We start from the raw sequence: 16084 nt of genomic DNA on the forward strand, positions 1-16084 counted from the left end.
CTCCGCGCGAGGTTCGACGCGGAACGGTCCGGGAGGCCGTTGGCGCGGCCGTGTGCCGCGCTGTCATTTCCCAACTGGCATGATTGATGTATCTGGCACCTGGGGTGGAACGCCTCCAAGGTGGCGGTGCTCCGCGAAAGAGGGCGGCAATGGGTAAGGTTACGGGCTTTCTCGAAATCGATCGGCGCGAGGCGAAGTATCAGCCGGCGTCGGATCGCATTCGCCACTTCCGCGAGTTCACCCTTCCATTGCCGGATGCCGAGGTCGCCAACCAGGCCTCGCGCTGCATGGATTGTGGCATTCCGTTCTGCCACGGGCCCAATGGCTGCCCAATTCACAACCAGATCCCGGACTGGAACGACCTCGTCTATAATGGGAACTGGGAGGAGGCGACGCGCAACCTCCACTCCACCAACAACTTCCCCGAATTCACCGGCCGCATCTGCCCCGCGCCCTGCGAGGAAGCCTGCACGCTGAACCTCGAGGACGTGCCGGTCACCATCAAGACCGTCGAGCAGGCCATTGCCGACAAGGCGTGGAAGGCGGGCTGGATCAAGCCCGAGCCGGCCGCGCACAAGACCGGCAAGAAGGTCGCCGTCATCGGCTCCGGTCCCGCCGGCCTGGCTGCCGCCCAGCAGCTCGCACGCGCGGGCCACGAGGTCCATGTCTATGAGCGCGAGCCCAAGGCCGGCGGCCTGCTGCGCTACGGCATTCCCGACTTCAAGATGGAAAAGCACTACATCGACCGCCGCGTGGCGCAGATGGAGGCCGAGGGCGTGACCTTCCACTACCGCGCCCATGTCGGCGTCACCGTGCCGCTCGACGAGCTTCTGGAAACCCACGACGCCGTACTGATGTGCGGTGGCTCCGAGGCCCCGCGCGACCCCGCCCTTCCCGGCCAGGAGCTGGAAGGCGTGCATTACGCCATGCCCTATCTGGTGCAGCAGAACCGGCGCCTGGGTCGCGAGGATGTCAGCAACGAGCAGCCCCTCCTCGCCGCAGGCAAGCATGTGGTGGTGATCGGTGGCGGCGACACCGCGTCGGACTGCGTGGGCACCGCGTTCCGCCAGGGGGCGCTCTCGGTCCACCAGCTCGACATCCGCCCCGTTCCTCCGCTGAAGGAGGACAAGCTGGCGGTGTGGCCTTACTGGCCGACCAAGTTCCGCACCTCGTCCTCGCAGGCCGAGGGCGCCGATCGCGAATTCGCCGCCGCCACACTGGGCATCGACGGCAAGAAGGGCCGCGTCGTGGGGGTGAAGTGCGCCCGCGTCGACCCCAAGCGCCAGCCCATCCCCGGCACCGAGTTCCAGATCCGGGCCGATCTCGTCTTCATCGCGCTCGGCTTCGCCCATCCGGTGCGCGAGGGCATGCTCGAACAGTCGGGCCTGTCGATCGACAAGCGCGGCAATGTGGATGCGACCGACCTCGACTACGCCACCTCGGTGCCCAAGCTGTTCGCCGCCGGCGACATGCGCCGTGGCCAGTCGCTGGTGGTGTGGGCGATCCGCGAGGGACGCCAGGCCGCGCAGTCGATCGACACCTTCCTCATGGGCGCGTCCGTCCTGCCGCGCTGAGGCGCGGTTCAGGGAACGCTGTCGACGTGCGGCGTTCCCCTCAGCTCCAGCCGCACGCGGCCCCGACCGGCGGGATGGATGCGCAGCGGCGCGTCCTTCTCCTCCAGCCGGCGCCGCAGCAGCAGGAGCCGGGTCTCCAGATTGTCCTTCAGGTCCGGCAGGCGCAGCGCCGGCGCGCGGCGGATCTGCTGGTTGGCGAACGCGGTGCGCCCGTCGCGCAGATACTCCCCGAGCATCAGCATCAGCAGCCGCCCAGCCACGCCGCGGATGAGATAATCCTCATCGATGAAGACCGCATCGTCGAAGCGGTGATGACGCACACGGAACGGCTGCGCGCCGGCGACCGCCGCCGCCCGCGCACCGGGCGGGTCCGCACCGCCCAGCGCATTCATTCTCAACCCCGCCGCGAGTGACAGCGCGACCACGCCGAGCGCCGCCTCGTGCTCGTGGCCGAAGGCGAAGTGCTGCGGAGATTCGGCGAACAGAACGCCCATGAGCCGGCCCTGCGCGAGCATGGGAACGGCGATCTGGCTCTGCGGCGCGTCGAGCCCCGGCAGCGGAATGACGCGCTCGTCCACCCCCTGCCCCGCCGTGACCGCCGCCGCGTAGCGCCGCCCCCGGCTCATGTCGCAGATGCGCACCGGGACCCTCGCCTCGCCGACAAGCCCGATGATGCCCTCGCCGAGGGCGACCTCCGAGCCGACACCGCCCTGCGGATAACCGCGACTGGCGAGGGTGACGAGTTGGCGCCCTTCTCCATCGGGCACCAGCACCATGGCGTGCGCGATTCCGAGCGTTGAGACCAGGCCCTGAAGCGCGCGATCGAGCATCGTGCCCGCATCCGGCTCGGCGCCGATGTCAGCGGCCAGCGCAGCGACCGCCTCGACCGGAACGGCGTCCTGCCGGGCCGATGCCGCCCCGCGATCGGTGGCCTCCCCTGCCCCCGGGGCGGCTACCGGGTGGATGGCGCGGACCCGGTAGACATCGGCCGAGCGCAGCTTCATCACCGTGCCGCCCTCCTGGCCGCCCTCCTGCCCGCTGATCGCGGCGAGGTGGACGGACATACGCTCAAACAGCGGCCCGGCGCTCTCCCGCCGCACCGGCGTTATGTCGAGCACGTACTGGTCGCCGCAGCGTCCGTCGATCACCATCAGCGTCGCGGTGCCACGTTGCTCGATATTCGCCAGCGTCTTGGAGAAGAACTGGTTCGACAGCGCCACATGGGCCTCGTCGACGAAATGCACCTGCGACAGGTAGGACACGTTCGGCATGCCCTGCCGGTCCACCGTAGCAATGAGGGAGGGAATGACACCCTCGAAGCAGGCGCGCAGGTCCGCCAGCCGGATGGTCATGAGCCCCGCTCCGACACCTTGCGGCCGGCATTCGCGCCGGGCGTCTGGGTAAAGATCTCCCGCACCCGGTAGCGCACGCGCCAGAGATCGTGCGCGCACAGCCACACCGCAATCGGGCGCGCGGGCACGCCGAAACCGGCAAGACGGGCGGCCATGTCGGCCATATAGCGGGCGGCGCGGTGCTGCCCTTCCGCGTCGGCCGGGCCCGCCTCCAGCACCACGGCCTTTATCTGGTAGCAGCGATAATCGCTCGGTGCGGCAAAGGTGATGGCGAGCGGCGCGCCGGAATGGAGATCGTGTGCCAGCTGCGGCCACTGCGCCCGCGAGAACAGCGTTTCGAACGCGTCAGGCCCGACCCGCGCGGTACCCACGCCCCGACCGATCGTGGCGGCCATGCCGGCGTCGCGCCCGGCGAGCACGGTCATGACCTCGCCCTCGATGAAGCCGGCGATGTCGTCGTCGATGATGTCCACCTTGCGCCCCACCCGCCTGCCGTGCCGGTAGATTAGGACAGTCTTAGGAAGGGCGCCCAGCGGTTTAGCAACAATTTAGGAAGCACCGGCGCGCGCCTCGGCCTATCCCGGCGCGATCCGAAACCCGCTGCCGAAGGACCTGCCCCAAGGGCGGGACGGCGGCTCTTTGCCCTCAGGAATTCCCGCCATGCTCACCCCCGACCACGTCACCGCCGGCGACATCGCGCATGAGAGCGATGTCTCACATACCGCAGCAATCCGCCTGACGCCCGCGGAACTCGACGCCTATCTCGCCCGCATCGGCCTCGGGCACCCCCGCGCCGCCGATCTGCCGACGCTCATCGCCCTGCACCACGCCCATGTCACCAGCTTCACCTGGGAGGCGATCGACGCCTTCATGGGGTGGCCGATCAGTCCCCGGCCGCACGACGCCTTCGCCAAGATGGTGGAAGGCCGGCGCGGCGGCTGGTGCTACGAAATGAACGGCCTGTTCGGCGCGGCGCTGGCAGGGCTCGGCTACCGCGTCACCCGGCTGTGCGGCGGGGTGCGGCGCGCCGACATGGGCGACATGGCGATTGGCAATCATCTCACCCTGCGCGTCGACCTCGACCAGCCTTATCTCGCCGAGGTCGGACTGGGCGACGCGATCCTGGCCCCCCTCCCGATGCGGGTGGGCAACGTGGTGCAGCACGGCCGCGCGTTCTCGATTTCGCAGGCCGATGCCGGCTGGCTGCGCTTCCACAACCATCCCCACGGCGCGGCGCCGAGCTTCGACTTCCTGCCCGATTACAAGGACGAGGCCACGCTGGAGGCTGTTCACGACGTGCTGACGCGTGACGCCGGCTCGCCCTTCGTGCGCAATCTGGTGCTCCAGCGCCACGCGCCCGGCCGCACCGAGGGCATCTTCAACCACAAAAGGCGGATCGTGACGGTCGCCGGCGTCGAGGAGCGCCCGATCGCCGATGCGCGGGAATTCGCCCGGCTGCTACGCGACGTATTCCTGATCGAGGTCGCGGATACTGACGCGATCTGGGAACGCGTGGTGGAGATCGAGCGCGACTGGCTCGCGGCCTGAGTGAGGTTCAGGGGGCGGTGGGAGCGGGCGTGCCGGTCGTCGCCCCGGCCGTCGACGGCGTCCCTGCGGGCGTTGCCGGCTGCGTCGGCGCACCTGCCGGCCAGCTGAAATCGTCGGTGCGTCCCGTCACCGTCGGCAGCGGCGCACCGCTGACCAGAACGCGGGCCGGTTCCGGCTCTCCGGCAGGCGACGTCGCCGAAGAGGCCTCGGCGGCCGCCGAGGGGGGCAGCGCCTGGGACAGGGAGGGCGAGGCCTCGCCCGGCGCGCCGGCAAGCACGCGCGAGCCGGCGGAAATGCCGCCCGTGAGCAGGACAATGGAGGGGCGGGCCTCCACGGCGCTAAGGGCCGCGGCCGCCGGATCGGCGGGATCGACCAGCAGATGGTCGATCTGCTTGTCGATAAAGAAGGCAAGCTTGCGCCCACCCGAACGGGTGAAGCCCACACCATCCGCGGCGCGCAGGCGCCGGCGTTGGCCGTCGACGTCCGGGCCGGACATCATGAACTTGCCGTCCTCGTCGAGGAAACCGTCGATCACGTCGGCATAGATCAGCCCCGCGCGCTCGACCCGCTCCTTCAGCAGCGCGTTGAGCCGCATGTTCCGCTCATTGGCTGCCGCGTCCTCGACCGGGGGAAGCCCGACAAGGACCACCGGGCGCCCATAGAGCTTCAGCCTGAGCAGGAACTCGTCGATACGCCGGCCATAAATGTCCAGCCAGCGCTCATCGAACAGCTCGGCCTTGCCCGTCGGCCCGTCGATGGGACGAAGATCGTTCATGCCGGCGAACACGACCACGATATTGGCCTGGGAGGTCGCGGCGAGCTGGCGTGCGGCGATGTTCCAGTCGAACGTGCTCTGCGGGCCGAGGCCCGAGCCCGCCTCGCTCTTGCCGACCACGGCCACACTCTCGCGGTCCGTCACGAAGGCATCGGCCAGGCCCTGCGCCAGCGGCGCGGCATATTCATCGCCGATGACCAATACGATCTGGCTGTAGCCGTCGGAGTCCTTCCGCGCCGCCTCCGCGGTGTCGTAGACCGTGCCGCGCGGCTCGGTGGGCGCCTCGATGACCGGGGTGCTGCGGACCACCCGTGGGGGCGCGGTGTCGCGCTGGCGGCTCGGCGCCGCGTAGCGCGGAGCCTGCGGCTTGAACAGGTCGATCAGCGGCTGGAATGGCGACCAGCTGCGCGTGGGCGGCTGGCGCTGCTGGGTCTGGCGGTTCCGGTTCTGCTGCTGGCGCGGGGGGCGATACTGCTGGGCCGCACGCCCGGGCGTCTGCCCGACACTGCCGGGCGGACGGAACCACGGGTCCTCCGCATGGGCGGACGAGAGGCTGCCAGGCATGGGGCCGCACAGCACCGCGCCGGACAACGTCAGCGCCAACGCGCCTCGCCTGATCCATCGCCACCGGGACCCTGTCGCCATGCTACGCCTATCAATGCCCATTGCAGCCGTGAAGCGGTGAACCATTATCGCGGCTGATTCAAGACCCGGCGCTCACTATGGCGTTACGCCTCACCCGCGCTCAGGTGCCATCCGAGCGCAGGCTGTCGAGTACGGTGCCGGTGGCCATGCCGTCCGGCAGCAGGCCGACGCGGACCTGATAATCGCGCACGGCGCTGCGGGTGCTCTGCCCCAGGACGCCGTCGACCGGCCCGACATCATAGCCGCGCGAGGCAAGACGCCGCTGAAGCTCGGTGCGCTCGGTGCGCGAGAGTGCCCGCACGTCGTCGGGCCAGGGCTGCACGAAGGGGTCGCCGCCACGGATCCGGTCAGCCAGATGGCCGATCGCCAGCGCGTAGGCGTCGGCGGGGTTGTAGCGCAGGATGGCCTTGAAATTGTCGGTCATCAGGAAGGCCGGCCCGTTGGCGCCGGCGGGCAGGAGCAGATAGGCGGTCTCGCTGGCGCGCGGCATCGCCCGGCCTTCAGGACGGCGCACCCCAAGCGCCCACCAGTCGCGCATGGTCTTGGCCTTGTGCTTGTCGGCGAGCAGATAGTCGAAGCCGCGCGGCAACACCACCTCGTAGCCCCAGCTCATACCCGGCCGCCAGCCACCGCGCTTCAGCTTGTTGGCCGTCGAGCCCATCGCGTCGGCAACGGAATCGACCACATTGGCATGGCCATCGCTATCGAAGTCCACCGCATCGCGCTGGAAGGCGGTGGGCATAAACTGCGTGAGGCCGAACGCACCGGCCCAGGAACCCTTGAGATGGGTTTCGGGAATGTCGCCCCTGGCGACGATCCCCAGAGCGGCGACGAACTCGTCACGGAAATAGGCCTTGCGGCGGCCGACACAGGCCAGCGTCCCCGTGGCTCGCAGCACCGGATAGGAACCGCGCGCGCCGCCATAGTTGGTTTCGATACCCCAGATGGCGGCGACCACATAAGGGTCGACGCCGTAGGTCTTGCCAACCGCTTCGAACACGGCGGCATGCTCGGCCATCGCCTCGCGTCCCTTGCGGATGCGGGTCTCGGAAACCAGCATCTCCACATAGTCGCCGGCGGTGCGGGTGAATTCGGGCTGGGTCTCCAGCTTCTTCATGATGCTCATATCCGGCGTCAGGCCGGCGGTGTACCGCCGGAACGCGGCGGCGGAGACACCCTTCGCCCGTGCCTTGGGCTCCATTTCGGCGATACAGGCACTGAAATTACGCTCGTCACGCGCGAGGGCGGCGTCTGTCATCGCGGGATGGGTCGACGTGCCGGATGCCGCGGCGGGCGCGGGCCGGGATGCCGGGCGGCTCGGGGCCGGCGCAGCCGTGCGTGCGGACGCGGCCACGGTGGAAGGACCGGCAAGCGAGCCGGTAACATCATCCGGCGAGGCGCAGCCCGCAAGACCAAGACAAACCAGCATGGAACCAGCCAACATCTGACCGGCAGGACGACCGGACAGACGCCGGCCAGGAAGCGGGCGGAAACTCATGACGCATACCCTAACGCGAGGCCGAGGTCGGATTAGGAAGGCTTCATGGTTGCAGTTAGCTTAACATGGACAATATTTCCCCAACGTCATGGTCGATCGTCCGCCAATGAGGACGGCGCGGAAAATTTCTTCGGTTCCCACGCACCATTTTGGGGGCTTGCGCGTTAACCGCAGTGTTCTCTCTGTGAGGGAGACGTTAAGTTTCGGGCGCTAGGACTTCGGCGCCCCTCACGTTTCAACTGTGTAATCGAAAGCGGCATCACGTTCATATGGCCAGAAAAATCCGCAAAGCGATCCTCCCCGTTGCCGGCCTCGGCACCCGCTTCCTTCCCGCCACCAAGGCGGTTCCCAAGGAAATGCTGACCGTGGTGGACCGCCCCGTCGTTCAGCATGTCGTCGACGAAGCCCGTGCCGCCGGCATCGAGCACATCGTCTTCGTCACCGGCCGCAACAAGGGTGTGATCGAGGATCATTTCGACCGCCAATACGAGCTGGAGGACACGCTTAAGGAGCGCGGCAAGACCAAGATGCTGGAAATGCTGCGCCACGAGACCATGGGTCCCGGCGCGACCAGCTTCACCCGCCAGCAGCTTCCGCTCGGCCTTGGCCACGCGGTATGGTGCGCGCGCGACATCATCGGCCATGAGCCCTTCGCGCTGCTGCTGCCGGACATGCTGCACAAGCCGCGCAACGGCACCGGCTGCCTTGCCCAGATGGTCGAGGCCTATGCCAAAACCGATGGCGGCAACCACATCGCGGTCTATGAGGTCCCCGCCGAACAGACCGAGCAGTACGGCATCGTCGCGCTCGGCGAGGAGATGGCGGAAGGCGTGCACAAGATCGGCGGCATGGTCGAGAAGCCGAAGAAGGACGTCGCGCCGTCCAACCTCGCCATTTCCGGGCGCTACATCCTGCAGCCGGAGATCTTCGACCTTCTCGCCACGCAGGAGCGCGGCGCCGGCAACGAGATCCAGCTCACCGATTCCATGCTCAAGCTGGCGCAGAGCCAGGATTTCTTCAGCGTGACCTTCGACGGCGCGATCTACGATTGCGGTTCGAAGCTGGGCTTCCTGATGGCCAATGTCGCCTACGCGCTGGACAACCCGGAAATCTCCGACAGCTTCCGCCCCGAGCTCGACGCCCTGCTGGCGAAGAGCTGAAGCCGGGATTTCAGGCTCACCGACGCCGCTGCGCCATAGCACCGGCGCGATCGGCAACAAAAAAGGCGCCGCTCTCGCGGCGCCTTTTTCCATTTGTCCTCGCCGGCGGCGAGCCCGGCCGCGCTCAGGCGGCTTCTTCCACCGCGCCCGGACGGGTGTCGAACAGCAGCTCGTTGTTGCCGCGCTGCACTTCCACCACGTCGCCATCCTTCACCGTGCCGGCGAGGATGCGACCGGCCAGCGGATCCTGGAGCAGCTTCTGGACCACCCGCTTCAGCGGGCGCGCGCCATAGGCCGGGTCGTAGCCCTTCTCGGCGATGAAGTCGCGCGCCTCGGGGGTGATGTCGAGCTGGATCTTGCGTTCCTCCAGCAGCTTGTCGAGACGCTTGACCTGGATGTCGACGATCGCACCCATCTGCTCGCGCCGGAGCCGGTGGAACAGCACGATCTCGTCCACGCGGTTGAGGAATTCCGGGCGGAAGTGCGAGCGCACCACACCCATCACCTCGTCCCGCACGGCTTCCGAATCCTCACCATCCTTCTGCGCCACCAGATATTCGGCCCCGAGGTTCGAGGTCATGATGATCAGCGTGTTGCGGAAGTCGACCGTGCGGCCCTGCCCGTCCGTCAGGCGCCCGTCATCAAGCACCTGCAGCAGGACGTTGAACACGTCCGGATGCGCCTTCTCGATCTCGTCGAACAGCACCACCTGGTAGGGCCGGCGACGCACCGCCTCGGTCAGCGCACCGCCCTCCTCGTAGCCGACATAGCCGGGAGGCGCGCCGATGAGCCGGGAAACCGCGTGCTTCTCCATGTATTCGGACATGTCGATGCGCACGAGCGCGGTCTCATCGTCGAACATGAACGAGGCCAGAGCCTTGGTCAGCTCGGTCTTGCCCACGCCGGTGGGGCCGAGGAACATGAACGAGCCGATCGGCCGGTTGGGATCCTGAAGCCCGGCGCGCGCGCGGCGCACCGCTGTGGAGACCGCCTCGACGGCTTCCTTCTGGCCGATGACGCGGGAGGCGAGCACCTCCTCCATGCGCAGCAGCTTTTCCTTCTCGCCCTGCAGCATCCTGTCGACCGGCACGCCGGTCCAGCGCGAGACGACACCGGCGATGTGATCGGGCGTGACCGCCTCCTCCACCATCGAGCCGCCCTTCACTTCCGCGGCGAGTTCCTGCGTTTCGACAGTGGCGAGCTTCTTCTCCAGCGCCGGAATGGTGCCATAGGCGAGTTCGCCCGCCTTCTGGTACTCGCCGCTGCGCTGGGCAATGGCCAGATCAGCGCGGGCCTTCTCAAGCTCGCTCTTGATCTTCTGCGCGTCGCCGAGCTTCTCTTTCTCCGCCTTCCACCGCGAGGTGATGGAAGAAGACTGCTCCTCAAGATTGGCGAGTTCCTTCTCCAGCTTCTTCAGCCGATCCTTCGAACCCGCATCGGCTTCCTTCTTGAGTGCTTCCTGCTCAATGCGCAGGCGCACGATCTCACGATCGATCGAGTCCAGCTCCTCCGGCTTGGAATCGACCTGCATGCGCAGCCGGGAGGCCGCCTCGTCCACAAGGTCGATCGCCTTGTCGGGCAGGAACCGGTCGGTGATGTAGCGATTGGAGAGCGTCGCCGCCGCCACCAGCGCCGAATCGGTGATGCGAACGCCGTGGTGCAGCTCGTACTTCTCCTTGATGCCGCGCAGGATGGAGACCGTGTCCTCCACCGTCGGCTCGCTGACGAAGACGGGCTGGAAGCGGCGGGCGAGCGCGGCGTCCTTCTCGACATGCTTGCGGTATTCTTCGAGCGTGGTCGCGCCGACGCAGTGCAGCTCGCCACGCGCAAGAGCCGGCTTGAGCAGGTTGGAGGCGTCCATCGCGCCGTCGGTCTTGCCGGCGCCGACAAGGGTGTGCATCTCGTCGATGAACAGGATGATCCCGCCCTCGGCGGCCTGCACCTCGGACAGCACGCTCTTCAGCCGCTCCTCGAACTCGCCGCGATACTTCGCGCCGGCGATGAGGGAGCCCATGTCGAGCGCCAGCAGGCTCTTGTCCTTCAGGCTCTCGGGCACATCGCCATCCACGATGCGAAGCGCCAGGCCCTCGACGATGGCGGTCTTGCCCACGCCCGGCTCACCGATGAGCACGGGATTGTTCTTGGTACGGCGCGACAGCACCTGGATGGTGCGGCGGATTTCCTCGTCGCGTCCGATCACCGGGTCGAGCTTGCCCTCGCGCGCCGCTTCGGTGAGGTCGCGGGCGTATTTCTTGAGGGCGTCATAGGCGTTCTCGGCGGTCGCACTGTCAGCGGTGCGGCCCTTTCGAAGCGCCTCGATGGCGGTGTTGATCTTCTGCGGCGTCGCCCCGGCCTTGAGGAGGATCTTGCCGGCCTCGCTGTCCTTTTCCAGCGACAGCGCCAGCAGCAGGCGCTCGACCGTGACATAGCCGTCGCCCGCCTTCTTCGCCGCCTGTTCGGCGGCGTCGAACACGCGCGCCAGAGCGGGGGCCAGATAGACCTGCCCGGCACCGGAACCGGCGACCTTGGGCAATTTCTTCAGCGCAGCTTCGGTGTCGGCCAGCACGATGCGCGGATCACCACCCGCACGCTGGATCAGGCCGGCGCAGAGCCCCTCCGGGTCGTCCAGAAGCACCTTCAACAGATGCTCGGGGGTGAACTGCTGGTTGCCTTCGCGAAGCGCAAGCGACTGGGCGGACTGGACGAATCCGCGCGAGCGCTCGGTATAGATCTCGAAATTCATGTCTCTGCCTCCTGGCCCCCCGTCCGCCCTCGTGAGGCACGAACGGCTCTTAGGGACGACGGCGCCCGTATCCCGGCCGCCGTACCGGACCCCGTTGCGGCGATCCGACTACCCTCATGTAGTGTGACCGATCGGCAACGGAAGGGCGTTGAGACGGATCAAGCCGGTGAATTTTGCGAGTCCGGCCAGCGGCCGGTCCGGCGGCCGGACCATGGGCACGGCTAGGCCGGGCGATCTGCCACCATCATGTAGTTGACCGACATGTCGCCCGACAGCCGCCAGCTGTCGCCCAGCGGGTTGAACACCACGCCGGTGCGCTCGACCACGGCCAGCCCGCCGGCCTCCATCGCCGCCTGCAATTCCTCGGGGGTGACAAACTTGCTCCAGTCATGCGTGCCCCTGGGCAGCCAGCCGAGCACATATTCGGCGCCCACGATCGCCAGCGCGAAGGAACGTTTGGTGCGGTTGAGCGTCGCGGCAACCATCAGCCCGCCCGGCTTCACCATGCGCGCCGCGCTCTCGATGAACAGGCTGACATCGGCCACATGCTCGACCACCTCCATGGCGAGGACGACATCGAATCGTTCCCCCGCCTCCGCCATCGCCTCGGCCGTGGTGGCGCGATACTCCACCGGCACGCCGCTTTCCTCCGCGTGAAGGGCCGCGATGCGGGTGTTGCGCTCGGCCGGATCAATGCCGACCACGCTCGCCCCCATCCGCGCCAGCGGCTCGCTGAGCAGCCCCCCGCCACAGCCGATGTCAATCAGCCGCAGCCCCTCCAGCGGGCGAATCGCTTTCGGGTCGCGCGCGAAATGGGTGACCAGCCGCTCACGCAGAAACGCCAGTCGAACCGGGTTGAAGCGGTGCAGAACCCGCATCTTGCCACGCGGGTTCCACCATTCGGCGGCCAGTGCGGCGAAACGCTCGACCTCGCTGGGATCGACGGTGGTGGGAGCGGTGGCGGTGTCCTGCATGGTCATCTTCCGGCTATCGGGCCTTAAGGGGCCCCCTGGTGGAGCCCCTCATCTGATAAGCGTTCCAACCGCGCGCGGCACCGTTGCGGCCCGGGCGCGACGCCGATATGTATACGCGCCTTTTCGGCCGGGAGCCCACCTCTCTCCTTTCCGGCCTTCCATGAGAATACGGTTACGGTTTCCCACAATGGCACGTCTGGTGATGAAGTTCGGCGGCACATCGGTCGCCAACATCGAGCGCATTCGCAACGTCGCGCGACATGTCAAACGGGAGATCGATGCCGGCAATCAGGTGGCGGTCGTTGTTTCCGCCATGTCCGGCAAGACCAATGAACTGGTCGGCTGGGTTCGCGAAACCTCCCTGCTGCACGATGCGCGCGAGTATGATGCCATCGTCGCCTCCGGCGAGCAGGTGACGTCCGGACTTCTGGCCATCGCACTTCAGGAAATCGGCATCCCGGCCCGCTCCTGGCAGGGCTGGCAGCTGCCGATCGCGACCGATGACGCCCACGGCTCGGCGCGCATCCTTTCCGTGAACGGCGACGAGATCATCAAGCGCTTCGCCCATGGCGAGGTCGCCGTCATCGCCGGCTTCCAGGGCATTCACGAGCCGACCGGGCGGATCGCCACGCTGGGCCGCGGCGGCTCGGACACCAGCGCGGTGGCGGTCGCCGCCGGCATCAAGGCCGACCGCTGCGACATCTACACCGACGTCGATGGCGTCTACACCACCGACCCGCGCATCGTTCCCCGCGCCAAGCGCCTCGACAAGATCGCCTTCGAGGAGATGCTGGAGATGGCCTCGCTGGGGGCCAAGGTGCTTCAGGTGCGCTCGGTCGAGATGGCCATGGTACACAAGGTGCGCACGTTCGTGCGCTCCAGTTTCACCGATCCGGACGCCCCGGAACTCAAGACCGCCGGCGACCCGCCCGGCACCCTGATCTGCGACGAGGAGGAAATCGTGGAGAGTGAAGTCGTCACCGGCATCGCCTTCGCGCGGGACGAGGCCCAGGTCAGCATCCGCCGCGTGCCCGACAAGCCCGGCATCGCCGCGAATGTGTTCGTGCCGCTCGCCGACGCCAACATCAACGTCGACATGATCGTGCAGAACATCTCGGCCGAAGGCTTCACCGACATCACCTTCACCGTGCCGTCGGGTGATTTCGAGCGCGCCAAGGCCGCGCTGGCCAGCGTGCGCGAGGACATCGGCTATGGCAGCATTGAAGGCGCCACCGATGTGGTGAAGATCTCCATCATCGGCATCGGCATGCGCTCTCATGCGGGTGTCGCGGCCCGCGCGTTCAAGGCGCTTTCGGAGCGCGGTATCAACATTCGCGCGATCTCGACCTCCGAGATCAAGATCTCCGTGCTGATCGACGCCGCCTATACCGAGCTTGCCGTTCGAACACTCCATTCGGTATACGGGCTCGATGCCTGAACCCCCGGCACGGGGTTTGGGCACTGTGGCGCGGCGGGACCGCGCCTAGATAATGATTGCTCCGGGCTGCGGCTCCCGGAAACCGAGGACAGCCCATGCGTGGCGCGCTCGGCGGCCCGCGCGTGCTATTGAGGCGACTCCGCGAGGTCATGGCGGAGCCGGTCAGCGCGCAGGACCGCCTCGACAAGATCGTGGTTCTGATCGCGGCGAACATGGTCGCCGAGGTCTGCTCGGTCTATGTGCTGCGTGTGGACGGCACCCTTGAGCTCTATGCCACCGAGGGTCTGAACCGCACCGCGGTCCATCTCACGGTCATGCGCATCGACGAGGGCCTCGTCGGCACGGTGGCGCGCGAGGCGGAGCCGATCAGCCTGTCGAACGCGCAGGCCCACCCCGCCTATTCGTACCGCCCGGAAACAGGCGAAGAGATCTACCATTCCTTCCTCGGCGTGCCGATCCTGCGGGCGGGCAACACGCTCGGCGTGCTGGTGGTGCAGAACCGCGCCCACCGCACCTACACCGAAGAAGAGATCGAGGCGCTGCAGACCACCGCCATGGTGCTGGCCGAGATCATCGCCTCGGGCGAGCTGACCGCGATGGCCCTGCCCGGCGCCGAGCCGGCCGCCCGCCGCCCGCTCCACCTGTCGGGGCTGGCGCTGTCCGACGGCATCGGTCTCGGCCACGTGGTGCTGCACGAACCGCGCATCGAGGTCACCAAGGTCATTGCCGACGACCTCCCGGCCGAACTGAAACGGCTCGACGCCGCGATCGACACCTTGCGGGCGTCGATCGACACCATGCTTGAGGACGAGGGCGTGGCCCGCGTCGGCGAGCACCGCGAGATTCTCGAAGCCTACCGCATGTTCGCCCATGACCGCGGCTGGATCGCCCGCATGCGCGAGGCGGTCCTTACCGGCCTCACCGCGGAGGGCTCGGTCGAGCGCGTCCAGTCGGACACGCGTGCGCGCATGCTGCGCATGACCGATCCCTATCTGCGCGAGCGCATGCACGATCTCGACGATCTGGCGAACCGCCTGCTACGCCAGCTTACCGGGCGCGCCGGGGGCCCGGAGCACGAGCCGCTGCCCGAGAACGCCATCATCGTCGCCCGCAACATGAGCCCGGCCGCGCTGCTGGACTATGACCGCACCCGGATTCGCGGCCTGGTGCTGGAAGAAGGCGCGGCGACGAGCCACCTCACCATCGTGGCCCGCGCGCTCGGCATCGCCGCCGTCGGCCACATCGAGAACATTGTCGGCCAGGTCGATGCGGGCGATTCCATTATCGTTGACGGCGTCAGCGGCGAGGTGCATGTGCGCCCGCCCGGCGACGTCGAACTGGCCTATGTCGACAAGGTCCGCTTCCGCGCCAAGCGGCTGGAGCAGTATGCCGCCCTGCGCGACGTGCCGAATGTCACCCGCGATGGTGTGGAAATCGAGCTGCACCTGAACGCCGGCCTGCTGGTCGACCTGCCGCATATCGACGAGACCGGCGCGGCCGGCATCGGCCTGTTCCGCACCGAACTCCAGTTCATGATCGCCTCGGCGTTCCCACGTACCAATGAGCAGCTCAAGCTCTATCGCTCGGTGCTGGACGCAGCGGCGGACCGGCCCGTGGTATTCCGCACGCTCGACATCGGCGGCGACAAGGTGCTGCCCTATATGCGGGCGATCGAGGAGGAGAACCCGGCGCTCGGCTGGCGCGCCATCCGCCTCGGCCTCGACCGTCCCGGCCTGCTGCGCAGTCAGATCCGTGCGCTGTTGCGCGCCGCGACCGGGCGCGAGCTGCGCCTCATCTTCCCCATGGTCTCGGCCGTCGAGGAATTCGACCGCGCCCGCCACATCGTGGAGCGCGAGCTGACCCATCTACGCCGCCATGGCCATGGCCTGCCCGATCGGGTGCTGATCGGCGTGATGCTGGAAGTGCCCGCCCTGCTGTTCCAGCTCGACCAGCTGTTCTCGCGCGTGGACTTCGCCTCGGTCGGCTCGAACGACCTTGTACAGTTCCTCTACGCGGCCGACCGGGGCAATCCGCGCGTTGCCGACCGCTTCGATCCGCTGGCGCCGCCCTCGCTGCGCGCGCTCAAGCTCATTGCCGACAAGGCGTCCGCGTTCGGCAAGCAGGTGACGCTGTGCGGCGAGCTGGCCTCGCGCCCGCTCGAAGCGCTGGCGCTGATGGCCATCGGCTATCGCAAGCTGTCGCTCTCGCCGGCCTCGTACGGCCCGGTGAAGGCAATGCTGCTTCAGCTTGATCTCGGCGCCCTGTCGGCGCTGGTCGCGCCGCTTCTGGAGAGCGCCGACGAGCCGCTGACATTGCGCCCGCTGCTCAAGGCCTTTGCCGAAAAGAACGGCCTGCCGCTGTGACAACCGGTGATCGC

At 67.7% G+C, this 16084-nt stretch carries 11 protein-coding genes; 5 read left to right on the forward strand and 6 right to left on the reverse strand.

The window, feature by feature from the left end; genetic code table 11:
• Positions 1–149 precede the first annotated feature (149 nt).
• Entirely contained in the window at positions 150–1574 is a 1425-nt protein-coding gene (locus tag G3A50_RS05350) for a glutamate synthase subunit beta (protein ID WP_163074291.1), read from the forward strand.
• 8 nt (positions 1575–1582) lie between these two features.
• Here the strand turns inward: G3A50_RS05350 and G3A50_RS05355 are convergent, their stop codons facing one another.
• Both G3A50_RS05355 and G3A50_RS05360 read right to left on the reverse strand, forming a co-directional pair.
• Positions 1583–2926: a GAF domain-containing protein gene (locus tag G3A50_RS05355; RefSeq protein WP_163074292.1), complete on the reverse strand. Its 1344-nt coding sequence runs from the start codon at positions 2924–2926 to the stop codon at positions 1583–1585.
• A complete protein-coding gene (locus tag G3A50_RS05360; RefSeq protein WP_163074293.1) occupies positions 2923–3399 on the reverse strand; it encodes a hypothetical protein in 477 nt (158 codons plus the stop codon). Before G3A50_RS05360 ends, G3A50_RS05355 begins: the two co-directional genes overlap by 4 nt.
• Positions 3400–3586: 187 nt before the next feature.
• Here G3A50_RS05360 and G3A50_RS05365 point away from each other — a divergent pair, with 187 nt between their 5' ends.
• Positions 3587–4474, forward strand: coding sequence for an arylamine N-acetyltransferase family protein (locus G3A50_RS05365; RefSeq protein ID WP_163074294.1), 888 nt, complete (start codon positions 3587–3589; stop codon positions 4472–4474).
• 7 nt (positions 4475–4481) lie between these two features.
• Here the strand turns inward: G3A50_RS05365 and G3A50_RS05370 are convergent, their stop codons facing one another.
• Both G3A50_RS05370 and G3A50_RS05375 read right to left on the reverse strand, forming a co-directional pair.
• A complete protein-coding gene (locus G3A50_RS05370) occupies positions 4482–5852 on the reverse strand; it encodes an SGNH/GDSL hydrolase family protein (RefSeq protein WP_246252147.1) in 1371 nt (456 codons plus the stop codon).
• A gap of 142 nt (positions 5853–5994) precedes the next feature.
• Complete coding sequence (locus tag G3A50_RS05375) at positions 5995–7323, reverse strand: lytic murein transglycosylase (protein WP_246252149.1); 1329 nt, start codon at positions 7321–7323, stop codon at positions 5995–5997.
• Between the two features lie 338 nt (positions 7324–7661).
• Here G3A50_RS05375 and G3A50_RS05380 point away from each other — a divergent pair, with 338 nt between their 5' ends.
• Positions 7662–8552: a UTP--glucose-1-phosphate uridylyltransferase gene (locus G3A50_RS05380; protein WP_163074297.1), complete on the forward strand. Its 891-nt coding sequence runs from the start codon at positions 7662–7664 to the stop codon at positions 8550–8552.
• Positions 8553–8676: 124 nt separating this feature from the next.
• On the opposite strand, the gene clpB is transcribed toward G3A50_RS05380, so the two are convergent.
• Both clpB and ubiG read right to left on the reverse strand, forming a co-directional pair.
• Positions 8677–11295, reverse strand: coding sequence for an ATP-dependent chaperone ClpB (gene clpB, locus G3A50_RS05385; protein ID WP_163074298.1), 2619 nt, complete (start codon positions 11293–11295; stop codon positions 8677–8679).
• A gap of 221 nt (positions 11296–11516) precedes the next feature.
• The gene (gene ubiG / locus G3A50_RS05390) at positions 11517–12269 is read right to left on the reverse strand and encodes a bifunctional 2-polyprenyl-6-hydroxyphenol methylase/3-demethylubiquinol 3-O-methyltransferase UbiG (RefSeq protein ID WP_163077322.1); all 753 of its coding nucleotides are present in this window, start codon (positions 12267–12269) and stop codon (positions 11517–11519) included.
• A gap of 187 nt (positions 12270–12456) precedes the next feature.
• Between ubiG and G3A50_RS05395 the strand changes: the two genes are divergently transcribed.
• Together G3A50_RS05395 and ptsP are read left to right on the forward strand one after the other, a co-directional pair.
• Complete coding sequence (locus G3A50_RS05395; RefSeq protein WP_163074299.1) at positions 12457–13707, forward strand: aspartate kinase; 1251 nt, start codon at positions 12457–12459, stop codon at positions 13705–13707.
• Between the two features lie 95 nt (positions 13708–13802).
• Positions 13803–16070 (forward strand): phosphoenolpyruvate--protein phosphotransferase, encoded by a 2268-nt coding sequence (ptsP, locus tag G3A50_RS05400; RefSeq protein WP_163074300.1) that lies wholly within the window; start codon positions 13803–13805, stop codon positions 16068–16070.
• The last annotated feature ends 14 nt before the right edge of the window (positions 16071–16084 follow it).

This window comes from Ancylobacter pratisalsi, from assembly GCF_010669125.1.
Lineage (GTDB): Bacteria > Pseudomonadota > Alphaproteobacteria > Rhizobiales > Xanthobacteraceae > Ancylobacter > Ancylobacter pratisalsi.